This window comes from Lewinella cohaerens DSM 23179 (genome assembly GCF_000379805.1).
GTDB classification, from domain to species: Bacteria; Bacteroidota; Bacteroidia; order Chitinophagales; family Saprospiraceae; genus Lewinella; species Lewinella cohaerens.
Genome location: NZ_KB903552.1, coordinates 57,223 through 71,891, shown reverse-complemented (window position 1 = coordinate 71,891; position 14,669 = coordinate 57,223). Strand labels below are relative to the sequence as shown.

Here is a 14,669-nt window from a genome sequence, read left to right as displayed (position 1 = left end):
GTGGGCGACTGCTTGCATATAACTGGACTCAATGAAGGCATGTTTTGGGGCCATACTATCGTCCCTCGGCTCCAGGCTACACCTTGCGTAACACACGCCGTACGGAGGCAGAACTGACGCCGAATAGCGGATCACGAGTGACAGTTTTTTTTGTTTTTTTGTTTTTTTTGTTTTAAATTTAGAGCTTGCACGTTTCAATTTTGCAAAATGCGCGTACTCTCTACCATCCTTATAGTTGCATACTTCTCTGTGCAACTTAATGCCCAAGTCATTTATGCTTTATCGAGTATGGATGAGATTTTCCGTATGGATGTGGGTACCTGTTCAGCCGAGCTGATTACTCCTCTTCCTCCACTTGGATTAACCGATATTTCCTTTCACCCTAATGGTAATATGTACGGTATTTCCTTCGACGGAGGCTTGTTTCAAATCGATACGTTAACTGGAAATGTAACGTTTCTGCACAGCCTTCCGATAGAAGATCCTGAACTGGCCATTTTTAATGCCCTAACCATTCGGTTTGATGGAACATTTTATGCTTCTGGAACGCATGGAGATTTATATACTTACAATTTAGAAACGGACACCAATGAATTCCTTGGCAATTTTGGCGTCAACATTGCTGGCGATCTTACTTTTTACGAAGGAGAATTATACGTAGCCACGATATCTCGCCAAATCCTCCTAGTAAATACAGAAAATCCCGCCAATAGCAGTGTCGTCATTAACAATGCCCCTGCTGGAGAGAACTATTTATACGGTCTTTCTTCGGTCAACGAAGATTGTAACAACGGCGTTACTTACGCGCTATCAAACGAAAATTCTCGGCTTTACCGAGTAGATTGGGATTTAAATCTTTTATCTCCTCTGTGTTTTTTCAGTATGGAATTCTTCGGTAGCGCAAGTACTTCTGAGTTTCTTCAGTCATTAGAACCCTTGCAATTCGCATCCACGGATATCACGCAACCAAGTTGCGGCCTTGACAATGGAGCCATTTCAGTAACAGCTAGTGGAGGTACAGGAGATTTAACTTACGCGATGAATGGTGAAATTTTTCAAAATGAGATTCTTGCGGAAGACCTTCCGCCAGGGAATTACGCCATCACCGTCACCGATGAAAACAGCTGCACCATCCAGCAAGAGATTCAACTAAATAATTCCTTCTTCCTGGAAATTATCGACCTTTCCGTAGAAAACACCTCTTGTGGAGAAAACAATGGGGGCATCACCGTCGTCACCTCGGGTGGCACAGGGAGTGTTTCTTTTTCGGTTGATGGAAGTAACTTTCAAACAGGTAGTACCTTTGAAAATCTGGTGCCCGACGAGTATACTGTTTATGCAATAGATGAAAGTAATTGTATTGTAACCAGCGATGTCAGCATCTTAAGTTCAACTGGACTCACCATCGTTGATGCTAGTACCATTGACAGTGATTGTGGAGAAAACAATGGGGCGATCATCCTGAATTTACAAACCGATTCTTCCCTCGACCAAATCTTGGTTAACGACCAAAGTTACCCCTCTTTAGAGACTATCAACAACTTGTCTTGTGGAGAATACCTCGTTACAATCACTGATGTAAACAATTGTTCGGCGGAGGAACAGGTAACAATCATCCAATCAGAATGCCCGATCTATATCCCTAACGTGTTTTCACCAAATAACGATGGGGTCAATGACACGTTCCGCATTTATCCACATCCCATGTTTAAAGGCACCTTGTCGAGCTTGAAAATCTTCAACCGCTGGGGTGGATTAATCCATGAATCTCAGATTTCGAGTACTGGACACTTAGAATGGGACGGAAATTTCAAAGGACAGTTGCTGGGAAGTGGTGTTTTTGTTTATGCGCTCGAATTTACCACTGAAAACGGCGATGCAAACCTTATTGCTGGGGACGTTACCCTCATAAGGTAATGTGAGGTTGGTGTACAAAGCGCTTGTAAGTAGAGAAATCTCGTCACCAAACCTCACATTAAGGTAGATAAGCCCAGCCAAAACCTAGCCCTCCCTACCTCCACCCGAGCGGAGGACATGGGCGGGCCGTGGCCCGTACGGCAAGTATCATTTTAGTGCGGAAGGCGGAGCCTGAAGCTCGGCGGACGGAGGAGCAGGGCAAGGGATAGAAAGGAGTGGCCGCGACTGAATAGCCCGGTGCCGTAGTGGCGTTTGCAAAGCAACGCCACTACCGGCATGACCCCAGGCTATAGTCCGGCCAAAATTATGCTTGCTCTACCTCTGCGATGTAATGGAAGAGACGATCAGACCAGCCATTGATCTCCGCGGTCCAGTGGCCCGTTTTGATACCATGGGTATGGGTAGAAATATCGATGATGTAGGAGGTTTTGTAGGGAGAAGTATCCGCTAAAACCTTCTTGCCAGAAGACGCATCAATATCCTGGCTGTCGGAAATAACGACTAAGCGATCCGCTTGATCGGCCAGGCCTTCTTCTTTCAGCCACTCACACAACTGGTGGGTAAAAATACCGCCACCACCCACTTTGGCGTTGATGGCACGCTGGTCGTTGAAGATGCCAAAACCTTTGCTGTTGCTCCACAGCACGTGAGCACCTTCGCGGCGGTAGTCGCTACCTGCAGTGAAAACCAGCATTAAATCCTCGAACATGTAGCCAGCCAATGCCGCAAGGGCAAAAGCAAGGTCCATGCGAGAGAATTTGCTCCCCCCGCTCGTCAAGGAGCCCATGCTACCGGATACATCTACCGCGAGGATAGTGGTACCTGCAATCTTACGGGTCGCGAAGCTACGGGCCATCATGTCTTCGAGCTGTGCCGAAAACTGTGGCGCATAACGCTGTGCTGCCAAGAAGTTTAAGGGCGTCAACCATTTGGAGTTGGCCTTTGTCAACGCGCGCGTTATGACCTGGCGGCTAACACCCGCCTCCGTCATACCTCGCAGGTTACGTAGCAATGCCAATGCTCCCAGTTTACCTTCCTCCAAGAGGCGGGTAAAGGTCACTGCCTTATCTTCACCGGCAGAGAGATTGCTCTCCCATGTATCGGCTGCTGTCAGTTGGTTTTTGACCAAATCCTGCAAAGCAGTGGCGTTGGTCTGTGTAGGTATCGGATGTACAAGGTTGACCACATCTACCAAGCTAAGATCGTGCTTGGCACGCTTGTACTTGGCAATCTGGTAAGCATCATACTGATCGAAAGCCTGCGCCAGCCCTTTTTTGATGCACTTGGGGATGGGCTTCAAAGATTTGCGGCCCAATACCCGTGGCAACATCGCCAGGGTATCCATCGTCATATCTGGGCGCGTACAGATTTTGGCCAATACATCGGCAACACCTGCACTACCGTGGTGCTTAAACAGTTGCAACGCCAGATAAAGCGGCGTATGCCGTAGGCGTTGCTCGAAGCGCGTTTCTAACGCGAGTTGAGCAATCACCTCTGGTTTAACTTGAGGAATAAGCTCCTCGATACGCGTCATGATAGTATCGGCAGACTGGTAGTAGGTGCTTTCCCATAGCAAGTTAGCCATGGTCACCCGACGCAGGGCTTGTTCGGGCGTATATCGCCCAGCGGCAGCCGTTGTTTTGCCAGCTATAATACCTGTAGAAAAAGGAGAGCGCGTTTTACGTTTATTAAATTTCATGTCACTTCATTGGTGAGCACTCCAGGTGCTCTAATGAGAAAATTATAGGTGTTGAAAGGGGCCTGATTAATATTCCTTGCAGGAATTAATTCAACCCTTTTGCAAAAAGTACTGAGGAGAAAAATGGAAGCGGTTTTTTCATTCTGGTGTTTTACTGCTAAACTACGGGGCCAACAGAATGATTCTCTTGAATGCATCCTGGCGGCCCCGGTGGGACTCGATACCCACCACCCCAGATTAACTCGAAGTATCCGCAGACCTCACTGCCTCAGTTGTTTTTATTAATCCGGGAGAAAAGTTGCAGCCGTGTGTTTTGATTTGGATTCGAAGTAACGGTTTTGCATCACTGCCCGGATACATACCCGTTACCAAGTGATTTGGGACATTTTCACTTGTCCTTTTGTGTTATGACTGCGTTGAAAAGCCTCGCCGAAGCTTAGGCTTCAACTACGTTTTTCGCCTTGTCAAAACACAAAATGACGTTGCGCTAATATTCCCAAACCACTTAGTGCCGGATATATCGTATGTCAATTGTAGTTGTTTGTTCCTTTGAACACTACAAAGAAGCACATACAACTGCGTAACCTTTTTGCGCAGTAAAATAAACCACAGATTAAAAAGTCGCCACAAATGACCGTAACAACCTGAAAAACAGTTTATTAAAATTATTTTTTATTTATTTTAAAATAAATAAGCGCAACCTGTAGAGGAAATAAAACCAGCTATCCCGATCTTTTTGGTCGGGATAGTCTGGGGGCTACGATGAGCCTACATAGTTTAGATGTGTCCCAACCATAGTGTTTTTGTTTCGTTTTTGGGCAATGCCAAAATGAAAAGTCTAACCGGGTTAATTCTAAATGCGCTCACCTCCAAACAATTAACTCCCCTCTGAAATACGACTCCTCTCAAAACCAAATCCCTGTCCTCCACCGGGGGAGGTGTCCGAAGGACGGAGGGGGGCGGCCCTATCCGCAAGGGCTACCCTCCCTTGATCCTGCGGATCGGTCCCTCCCAAGGGACACATTTTGGTGGTGCTAGTAGGAACATTACCACAGTTACTAAGGGGAAGTCATATTGATTTGGCATTAGGAATGCAATTTCTTGAGGAATTATAGAACCAATACAACGCTGCCTTGTGATAGAGGGCCAATCACCAGAGGTAACCTCTTGGCTATTTCCCAAGAATGGTGACGTCAGAAGCCCAGAAGGGATCGCTACGCGGCACACCTACACCAAATCCATCACAATTCGTAAAATTCCCTACAAGCGCTTACTTTTACGAAAACAGCCAGTGAACGCCAAGGTATGCCAGTGAACAAAAATGCACTCATCCGTTATCAAACGATCGACCGTTGCTTGAGCAACCGGCAGCGACGTTGGACCTTAGTGGACCTCATTGCCGCTTGCGTAGCCACCTTGAGTGAATATGAAGGCAAGACGGAGCTGAGTCGTAGAACTTTGCAGCTGGACATTCAGGCAATGCGAAGTGGAAAACTGGGCTACAAGGCGCCGATTGTAGTGGTAGAGAAGCGTTATTACGAATATGCAGATCCGGCATTTAGCATCAATAAGTCGCCGGTAGACGCTCGTGATCTTCAGCAATTGTGGGAGGCTATTAAGCTGCTGCGGCAGTTTCCTGATTTTCCTCATTTGCAACAGTTAGAGGGCATGGCCGCTCGACTGGAAGATAGCATTCAAATTGGCCCAAGAGACGATAGGGCCGTCGTTGACTTGGAGCAAAATCCTGATCTGGAAGGCTTGCAGTGGTTGCCGCCTTTGCACCAATACATCCTAAATCAAGAGGTGCTCAAGGTCAGCTACCAGCGTTTTGGGCGAAAGCCTATGTCTCACGAAGTTCATCCTTACCTGCTCAAGGAGTACCGCAATCGTTGGTACTTGATCGCTTATCATCAATACCGTCGCGAAATCACGACACTTGCGCTTGATCGTATCCGCCAGCTTACCCCTGCCCGAGGTGCTTTATTTATTCCCAATACTTTTTTCAAGCCAGAAGAATATTATCGAGATACGATTGGTGTGACGGTTTTTCCGGCAGCCAAACCCTGTACGATTACCATTTATGCAAGCGCTCACCAAACCCCTTACTTGCAAACCAAGCCCTTACACCACAGCCAGGTCTTGGTACGAGAATTGCCGGACGGTGGGAGTATTTTCCAGTTGTACTTGCGTTTGAACTACGAACTCTATCGCAGCCTCCTTGCCCTCGGCCCCGAGTTAATGGTTGTAAGCCCTAAAGGCCTACGTCTAAAGATGGAGAAACTGTTTCAGGAAAGTTTAGAACAATACCAAGATCATCGTTTCCGTGCCCAACTTTGGCAGCAATTAAACAAGGAAGAAGAGGAGTGACAGCATCTAAAATTTATAGCACTCCACATTTTTGCCGCTACCACGGCGACCACTACGTTTTTTATTTTTCTTACTCCCATTCCGATTGAGCCCCAGCGGGAAGAACTTGACGCCGACGTAAAAGTCGCCTCCACTAAGCTGTTTGGAATTGGTGAATGCCCCCAGTTGGTCTGTTCCGATAAACAGCGGCCCCAAACGAGCAGCAAGGCCAACACGTAAATCATTCATCGCGTAGAGCGAAACCGGCATACCGATGCTCCACCAGTGCCGGTCAATACGAGGCGTGAGTGCCAAGGTCGTATTGCGGGTGAGGCTTGCACCGCCAGGGGCGATGCCCGCCAGTATATTGGCTTCTATTTTGGCCCATTCGGTAAAAGCATAAGTAGCTTGTAAACTGAGGGTGGTAGGTAGGCGCAAATTAAATTCATCACTTACTCGGGAGATGCTGTTATCACCAAAAACATCTTCACTGAGTTGAGTGGCAGCTTGTGAAAGACCTTGCTCTGTATCGAGGTTATTGTAGCTATCGGTCAAGGTGGTGGCCAGTTGGTCGCTATTAAAACGGTGAAGTTCACTTTCTTTAAAAAGCAAGCTACCGATGTCTAAAACAGCAGCACCGAATTCCCAGCGATAGAAGTCATCGCCCAGGTCTATACGATAGATTAGACCTATATCAGCCGCCCAGCCTCGTCCGGGGCTATCGTCAAAATCGTCGTTACCGGCGTTGCTGGTGAAGCCAGCCTCCAGGCTAAAATCAGTGCCTTCCAGGCCGATGGTATTGGGCAGCTTACTCAGGCTAAAATCTTCTTCACTGATCAAGTACCCGGCGCGTTGCCCCCATAGGCGGCGGGCAGAAAGTCCTAGTATTAATTCGCCATTGTTGGTGAAAATGCTTTGGCTAATATTGAGTCCTACCTCTGCCCAGGAAGCCGCAGCACCTCTGAATTTATCCAAGGTAAAAACTTGCTGGCTGGGGATCGCATCCCATTGATAAAAGCCCAAATCTTCATCTAGGCCTTTGCCACTAAAGAGCGTTTGCCAACGGGTAAATACCCCAATCCTGGTTTGTGGCGCGACCCTCACAGAGAAGCTTGGGCCGAGAATGCTGTTGAGTTGCTGGCCATAATAGCTGTTGTTTTCAAAATAATCGTACACCAAGACCTCATCACTTGAATTAAGGTCGGAGGGCAAATCTCGGGCAAAAAACACGTCTAGGTCTTTATCTCGATTGCGTAACAATTGCGTGATACTTGTTTCACGCAGATAGCCGTAATTATTCGCTAAAAAGGTGCTCACTTCTCCCAGGTTGAGGTCCCAACTGTAGGGCGTTCGGCCGGGAGCAGCAGGATTGACGAGGGCGCTATTGATACCCGCGTAGGTATCTGTTCGCCAGCCAAGCTGAAACTGAGCATTTAGTAATAAAGGAAATAGTAGAAACCCTGCGATAAGTAAACGCATGTTGATTTGGTTGTATACCTACCTCAAAGCAGATGGTACATCATCTTACTTTGCGACAGGTGTAGTTGCTAATCTAGACTTTCGTCATTTTGCCGAAAGCCGTAAAAGGACTCGTGGACGATGGCATCGCCACTTTGAGTAGAGCGTAAAGGGACTTTAATAGCGCTAGTGGAAACAGCTTGTAAATTTTCCAACATCAGGTTTTTTAACTGAAGTTGGGAATTGATTCCTAATCGTTCACTATCCCTCTACCCTTTACTAGGTGCCTCGTACCCTGAGGCTTGCCTGGTCTTTTTTGCCTTTTAGGGGAATACAAAAAGGCAAGACTCACGTTAAATAGGGCCAAAAAACGATGATTCCCATCACTACTGCGCCGATGGCACAAAGGAGTACAGCTGCTGCTGCGGTATCTTTGGCTTTGCCGGCCAAGGGGTGATACTCGGGTGAAACCAAGTCTGTCAGGAATTCAATTGCTGTATTCAACGCTTCGGCTGCGATAACTAGTGTAATACAGGCTGTTAAAATGGCCCATTCCCACCTTTCGATGCCAAAATAGAATCCTGCAATGACAACCAATAGTGCTGCCAACAAGTGTAGCCATGCATGTGCCTGGGTACGAAAAAGAGTGGCAATACCTTTGAAGGCATAACCAAAACTGAGCCACCGTTGCTGTAAATAGGTCCACATATTATCGAATCTGGGCTTTCGGCATTCCGCATAGCGCCCCCTTCGGGGTTGCCGAAAGCTGTAAAGAGATTTGTAGCGATGACATCGCCACCTTTAGTAGAAGGTAGAGGGACTTTACCTGCTGTGATCACCTGCTGTGATCACCTACGGTGATCGTCACTGCGTTCCTCAGAGTTGAGAACGCTAGTAGAAACGGCTCATAAATTCCTCCCATCATTTTTCAATCAACGTTGGGAATGAATGCCTTATGGCCTACGATCCCTCTACTTTCTACGGACTTTTGCCTAAAGTCTAGCTAAAATGAGGAAGAAGTGATTAATTTTAGCCCACAAGATCAACAAAATATGGAAATAATTACCGGAGCCGGTATTGCTATCGGTGGAATTCTTCTGGTGGTTTTGCTGCGTTCTCTAACGACATTGTTTCACGAGATGGGCCATGCTCTGCCCGCCTTACTCTTCACTAAAGAAAAAGTAGACGTCTTTGTTGGCTCTTACGGCGACTTGAGCAACTCGCTGCAATTGAACCTGGGAAGATTGAAGCTTTACCTAAAATGGAATCCTTTTGATTGGAAGCTGGGTATGTGTCGTCATTCCGGCGAAATGGCGATTTGGCAACATTTGATCACTATTTTAGGAGGGCCTTTGGCGAGTACGCTTATTGCTACTGTTGCTATATTCTTGCTCACCCAAGAGGGCGTAAATAACGTTTGGCTAGGCCTGGCTGCTATTTTTGCAGGAGCAGCATTGATTGATTTGTTTGTCAACCTGGCCGTCAGCGATGATGGGATACAGATGTACGATGGTGCGACCACCTATTCTGACGGAGGCCAATTGAGGCGACTATTTCGGACAATAAACCTTCCTGAAATTTACTTTGATGCTCAAAATGATTTTTACCAAGAAAAATACCAGCAAGCGCTGGACAAGTGCCAGCAATTACGTGAGGAAGGCAAACACCAGCCCCCCGTTTATGAGCTCTCCTGGAAAGCCTTAGAAAAGCTAGAAGACTACGAAGCTATCATCGCCTTGTACCATGAATTTAAAGCACATCATCGCCTAAAATTTCAGGACTACCTTAGATTAGCCAAAGCTTTCCAACAACTGGGGCAGATAGAACAAGCGCATAAATACTACGACCATTGTAGCTATCTGGACTATACCAATGCAACCCCTCGCTACGAAAAAGGGCGAATATTAATAGAACAGGGCTACTATGGCCCGGCATTGGAGGAATTGCAGTTGAGCAACAATCTGCAAACCGATCATCAGGATACGCTTGCGCTGATGGCTGCTTGTTATTTACACTTTAACAATTTGCAGGCCTGCGAGCAAGCACTAACAGGTGCCCGAGCACTAGACCTTGCCAATAAAAATGCTGCTGTAAACTACTACTGGGGGCTTTTTCAGGAAAAGAAAGGGAATGACAAGGAAGCCCTCATGGCTTTACAACGCGCCAATGAATTAGGATTTAAACACCATGGTTTGGCTATGAAAATTGATGATCTAGAGCGGGCAATACAAGGTCAGCCTTAGTACCTTAAACTTGGTTCGCCTTCGCTAGTCAAAGCACCGGAACTGTAAAAACTCACTTTACCATGCGCTATTTATACCTTCTATCTTTTTTTCTACTCGCTAATTTGCTTACCGCTCAAGACCTATATTTCCCACCCGCTTTCGGCAACTGGGAAACCCAAGACCCTGCGGAATTAAATTGGTGTGAAGCAGAACTGGAAGACCTTCACAACTTTCTGGACGAGCGAGACAGCAAAGCCTTTATTGTCCTTAAAGATGGCCGAATGGTTATCGAATGGTACTATGACACCTTCACCAAAGATAGTATTTGGTATTGGGCTTCCGCCGGAAAAAGCCTGACCTCTACCTTGGTTGGTATCGCTCAAGAAGAAGGTTTAATAAATATCGAAAACCCAACCAGTGACTACCTTGGCACTGGTTGGAGCAGTTTGTCACCTGAACAGGAGGCAGAAATAACCGTGCGCCATCAACTGACGATGACGACCGGCCTCAGTGACCAAACCGGAGATGTAGATTGTACCGATCCGGAGTGTTTGGTTTATCTGACGGAGCCGGGCAACCGCTGGGCCTATCACAATGCCCCTTACACGCTACTGGAATCTGTGATCAGCAATGCATCTGGGCAAAGTATCAATCAGTTTTTTGCTTCTCGGATCGGCAATACGATTGGCGCGGTTTCGGCCTATTTACCGCTTGGATATAATCGCGTCGTATTCAGTCGCCCCCGGGATATGGCCCGCTTCGGCTTGTTGATTTCGGCTGATGGGCAGTGGAATGGGACAACGGTTTTTGGTGACCAGGCCTACATCGAGGCCATGCGTACCCCTTCACAGGATTTGAACCCGTCCTACGGTTATTTGTGGTGGCTCAATGGGCAGGAAAGCTATCTGTACCCGACCTTACAACTCTCTTTCCCTGGGCCGCTTATTCCTACTGCTCCGGCGGATACTTACGCGGCTTTGGGGAAAAATGATCAAAAAATTTATGTCGTCCCTTCTCAGGGGCTGGTCGTTATTCGGATGGGAAATGATGCTAGTGATGGCCCACTTGCAATCTCTGACTTCGATGTGTCCCTTTGGGAAAAAATCAGCAATTTGAGTTGTACCACAAATACAGAAGATATTGCAGACCATACCCGTTTGGAAATAACGCCAAACCCAGCAACCGATTACTTACGGTTGGAGACACAAGCTAAAATTACGGGGCTTCAAATTTCCAATTTACAAGGGCAGTCCTGGATTTTACCTGTAACTTCCACGCTTGACGTGGGGAACTTCCCTTCTGGCATCTATTTTTTGAGTGTGAATTTCGAAAATGGAGAACGTTTGATTAAAAAGCTCATTATAAATTGAACACTACTTATCAAGGGGTCATTCTCTTCTATTTGGCCGACAAAGGCTACGGTTATTTGCGGGTCCCGGACACTCGCGAGGAGTTTCATTTCCGTAAGGAAAACCTGTTACAACCCGTTCAGGCGGGTGACATGGTGCGTTTTCAATTAAAACAACAACGCCACGGCTATTTTGCAGACCAGATTAAGTTGCTGAACTTGGTTTGAATGCTACGTTTACGCTACTTTTGTCTTTCAAGTTTCCCTACGATGAAAAAATATATTTACCTACTATTCCTCGGAGTAGTCCTCTCTAGCTGTGTAAGCAAAAAGAAATTCCAGGCCAGCGAGCAGCATTATCAACAAACGGCTGATTCCCTACAAAGGGTAAACAGCACCAAAATTGCGCAGTTAAAAGATAGCCTCTCTTTTGAGCGCGGCGCTAATTACGCTTTGAGTGTTACACAGGACAAATTGCAGGATCGCCTGGACATCCTGCAATTAGAAATTGACAACTTAGGCAGCAATGCCTCTTCTACGCAACAAGACCTCAATAATCGTTTGCGCCAAAAGGATGAACTGATTGCCGAACGTCAGGCAAAAATTGATGCAGTCAACCGTATTCTTCGCACTCGGCAGGAGCGACTTATTGCCTTGAGTGAGGCCATTCCTGGTGTCTTTTCAGCGCAAGAGATCACCGAAGGCTGGGAAATCCGCCCTCGTAATGGGCAATTGGTGTTGGTAATTAATGAAGATAACCTCTTCCGCAAGGGTAGTACGAGCTCCCTTACTTCTACTGGCGAGGAAACTCTTAATCGGATTGCAGCGATCGTTGTTAAATATCCAGAAATGCTAATTCAGGTCGTCGGGCATACGGATANCATACCGGTTCCCCGCGAGAGCCTCGACAATTGGCAATACAGCGCCCTCCGGGCAGTGAGTGTATTGAAAGGCCTGACCGCTAGTGGCAACATTGGCCCCAACCGGATAATCGCAGCCAGCAAAAGTGAATACGAACCCCTGGGAAGCAACGAAACCACAGAGGGTCGGCAGCGCAATCGCCGTGTCGAACTCATTATCTCCCCCAGGGAATCTGATTTAGAGCGGGAAGTACGTAGGATAGTGGAATAGCTTTTATTAATTTTGGCGTTTCTATAACGGCAACAATTTTCACATTGGACATAAACAGCCTGTTTATAAAAGGTTTCGCGGCCACCATAACCGACTAAAGCCCGTGAAACCTACTAAAATGAAATCGCTGTTGCAACGGACAAATAATAATACTCAAGCCATGCGGCAATTGTGTTTTTGGACAATAGCGCTTTTACTATTCTCTCAATCAGCGACTGATTCTCTCCCAAATTTTACAGCGCCGGTGCAGGGGACCATACAGCTTACCGGTACTTTCGGTGAGTTGCGGGGCAATCATTTTCATGCAGGGCTAGATATTCGAGGAGCCGTAGGCCGCCCGGTTTACGCCATTGCTGATGGCTACATCTCCCGAATACGCGTGACCGTCAGCGGTTATGGGCAGGCGCTCTACGTGCAACACCCCAACAGTGGGCACACCGCCGTATATGGGCACCTGGATCGTTTCCGTGATGATTTGATGGCCTTTACTCGAAGGGAACAGTACAAGCAAGAAAGCTTTTTGCTCGACGAAGAATTGCCTCAAGATAGTTTTCCTGTTCGGCAAGGCGAGTTGATTGGATACATTGGCCAGCGGGGCTACGTTTCCGGGCCGCATCTTCATTTTGAAATTCGAGATACGGAGACCGAGCGATCCCTCAACCCAATGAATTTTGGGATTACTGTACCTGATAGTCGGCAACCGCAAATTCGTGGCCTTCGGTTCTATCAGTTGAGTGAACGGGGCAACGTCCTGTCAGGAAAAGACTACTCCGTTCAGGGCCGCGGCACGGGTAAATACGTACTGGCAGTGGATACACTTTACACCGATCAGCCAATTATTGCCTTCGGCATCAAAGCTTACGACCAACAAAATGGCCGCCCGAATCTGAATGGCATCTACAGCTTAGAAATGTACCAGGATAGTCAGCTTAATTTTGCTTACCGGATGGATCATTTTTTGGGTGAGCAGACCCGCTACCTTAATGCTCATCTCGATTATGAACAGCAGCGGAAGAACAACAGCTGGTTTCAACGTGCTTTTGTATTGCCGGGCAACCAACTGGACTTTTATGAAACAAGTGAACGCCAGGGGCGCATTAAACTGGAGCCTAGACAGGTTAGTAGAATTCAGTTTCGCATCAGCGACCATCGAAATAATACTTCGACTTTGGAATTGGTGGTCAAAAGGCGAGAAAATGCTGTTCCTCTGCAAAATCCCGTCTATACCTATTACCTGCCTCACGACGAAGAAAACCTGATCGACGACGGCCGCCTACGGGCTCATTTCCCGGAAGGAATTTTTTATGAAGATGTATTTCTGGATTACGACCTGGTGGAAGAAACCTCTAGTGGGCTCTACGCTCCAACGCACCGTATACACTCGTCTTTAACACCGCTGCACCGGTATTTCGACTTGCACATTCGCCCAGTGGGCTTACCCGAAGCCCTAAAAGCCAAGGCTATCATTACGCAATGTGATGATGGTCGGGAGCCTGTTAGTTATGGTGGCGAATGGACCTCTGAAGGTCGCCTGCGTGCGCCCGTACGCGCTTTCGGCAACTTTACGATTATGGCCGACACCAGCCCCCCGGAGGTTCTTGCTGAACGTTTTTCTCAAAACATGAAGGGTTGGCCAAGGTTTAGTTTCAAAATTTCCGACAACTTTCCCACAGCAGGAAAAGCCCGCGACCTCCGGTTTAGAGCGGAGGTCGACGGGCAATGGATTTTAATGGAGTATGATGGTCGAAAAGATCGTCTTTACCACGATTTTGATGGGCGTATTCCCAGTGGTGATCACCAATTGGTGCTACGTGTCGTCGATGATCGCGGAAACGAAACGGTGGTAGAGCGAAGTTTTAAGAATTAAACCAAATTCTGCCTTACCATTTGAATGGCAATAGCGATAAGAAGGATACCGAACACTTTACGCAAAGTCGCTGTAACCTGATCAGAGATACGGTTTGCCAGCCAATCTGAGCTACGCAAAATCACGAATACAATCAACAAGTTGATGACAATACCCGCCAAAATGGCTGTACTGTCAAACTCTGCTTTAAGTGACAAGATGGTGGTAAGGGTGCCCGCACCTGCAACCAATGGGAAGGCTATCGGCACAACGCTGCCAGACCCTCCATCCTCATGATGGTCACGAAAAAAACGGATTCCCAGCACCATTTCCAGACCGATGAAAAAGATGATGAGTGCACCCGCCAAGGCAAAAGAAGCAACCTCCAGACCAAACAAGCCCAGTATAGCGCTTCCAAAAAATAAAAAGCTCAACATGATAATACCTGCTGTAGACGTAGCTACAGAAGCATTGATTTTAACGCCTTCGCGTTTCATGTTCATGATAATAGGTAAAGAACCGATGATGTCAATGACCGAGAAAAGGATCAGACTCACAGACAATACAGCTGCCATTGTTTTTAAATTAAAGGATTATCAATGTTATTACTGACACAAATAACGCCTAGAAAGGAAAAATAACTTCCTAGAATGTCATTTTTGGTCACTTTAACTCTAAATTTCTTATTTTTGTGTCAAA

General features: G+C 47.0%; 12 protein-coding genes. 8 read left to right on the top strand and 4 right to left on the bottom strand.

What is annotated here, in order from left to right:
- Positions 1-207: 207 nt before the first annotated feature.
- On the top strand, positions 208-1,917 hold the full coding sequence (locus A3EU_RS0117550) for a T9SS C-terminal target domain-containing protein (RefSeq protein ID WP_020537501.1): 1,710 nt from the start codon (positions 208-210) through the stop codon (positions 1,915-1,917).
- Between the two features lie 304 nt (positions 1,918-2,221).
- Here the strand turns inward: A3EU_RS0117550 and A3EU_RS0117545 are convergent, their stop codons facing one another.
- Complete coding sequence (locus A3EU_RS0117545) at positions 2,222-3,616, bottom strand: TROVE domain-containing protein (protein ID WP_020537500.1); 1,395 nt, start codon at positions 3,614-3,616, stop codon at positions 2,222-2,224.
- A gap of 1,305 nt (positions 3,617-4,921) precedes the next feature.
- Here A3EU_RS0117545 and A3EU_RS0117540 point away from each other — a divergent pair.
- On the top strand, positions 4,922-5,983 hold the full coding sequence (locus A3EU_RS0117540; RefSeq protein ID WP_020537499.1) for a helix-turn-helix transcriptional regulator: 1,062 nt from the start codon (positions 4,922-4,924) through the stop codon (positions 5,981-5,983).
- Positions 5,984-5,989: 6 nt separating this feature from the next.
- Here the strand turns inward: A3EU_RS0117540 and A3EU_RS0117535 are convergent, their stop codons facing one another.
- Positions 5,990-7,441, bottom strand: a complete 1,452-nt coding sequence (locus A3EU_RS0117535) for a DUF5723 family protein (RefSeq protein ID WP_020537498.1) — start codon at positions 7,439-7,441, stop codon at positions 5,990-5,992.
- Between A3EU_RS0117535 and A3EU_RS34305 the strand changes: the two genes are divergently transcribed.
- The gene (locus A3EU_RS34305) at positions 7,440-7,583 is read left to right on the top strand and encodes a hypothetical protein (protein WP_156825808.1); all 144 of its coding nucleotides are present in this window, start codon (positions 7,440-7,442) and stop codon (positions 7,581-7,583) included. The two genes, A3EU_RS0117535 and A3EU_RS34305, sit on opposite strands and share 2 nt — an antisense overlap.
- Before the next feature lie 185 nt (positions 7,584-7,768).
- Here the strand turns inward: A3EU_RS34305 and A3EU_RS0117525 are convergent, their stop codons facing one another.
- On the bottom strand, positions 7,769-8,128 hold the full coding sequence (locus tag A3EU_RS0117525) for a diacylglycerol kinase family protein (RefSeq protein WP_020537496.1): 360 nt from the start codon (positions 8,126-8,128) through the stop codon (positions 7,769-7,771).
- A 344-nt stretch (positions 8,129-8,472) separates the two neighbouring features.
- Between A3EU_RS0117525 and A3EU_RS0117520 the strand changes: the two genes are divergently transcribed.
- The 5 genes from A3EU_RS0117520 to A3EU_RS0117500 all read left to right on the top strand — a co-directional run bounded on the left by A3EU_RS0117520 (position 8,473) and on the right by A3EU_RS0117500 (position 13,991).
- Positions 8,473-9,663, top strand: a complete 1,191-nt coding sequence (locus A3EU_RS0117520) for a M50 family metallopeptidase (protein ID WP_156825807.1) — start codon at positions 8,473-8,475, stop codon at positions 9,661-9,663.
- Between the two features lie 62 nt (positions 9,664-9,725).
- A complete protein-coding gene (locus A3EU_RS0117515) occupies positions 9,726-11,015 on the top strand; it encodes a serine hydrolase (protein ID WP_020537494.1) in 1,290 nt (429 codons plus the stop codon).
- Positions 11,012-11,221, top strand: a complete 210-nt coding sequence (locus A3EU_RS0117510) for a S1 domain-containing protein (protein WP_020537493.1) — start codon at positions 11,012-11,014, stop codon at positions 11,219-11,221. Before A3EU_RS0117515 ends, A3EU_RS0117510 begins: the two co-directional genes overlap by 4 nt.
- Positions 11,222-12,124 carry an OmpA/MotB family protein gene (locus tag A3EU_RS0117505; protein ID WP_083937471.1) on the top strand — a complete coding sequence of 301 codons (903 nt, stop codon included), beginning with the start codon at positions 11,222-11,224 and terminating at the stop codon, positions 12,122-12,124.
- 118 nt (positions 12,125-12,242) lie between these two features.
- The gene (locus A3EU_RS0117500) at positions 12,243-13,991 is read left to right on the top strand and encodes a M23 family metallopeptidase (protein ID WP_044086164.1); all 1,749 of its coding nucleotides are present in this window, start codon (positions 12,243-12,245) and stop codon (positions 13,989-13,991) included.
- Here A3EU_RS0117500 and A3EU_RS0117495 read toward each other — a convergent pair.
- Positions 13,988-14,545, bottom strand: coding sequence for a MarC family protein (locus A3EU_RS0117495; RefSeq protein ID WP_020537490.1), 558 nt, complete (start codon positions 14,543-14,545; stop codon positions 13,988-13,990). The two genes, A3EU_RS0117500 and A3EU_RS0117495, sit on opposite strands and share 4 nt — an antisense overlap.
- Positions 14,546-14,669: the final 124 nt, after the last annotated feature.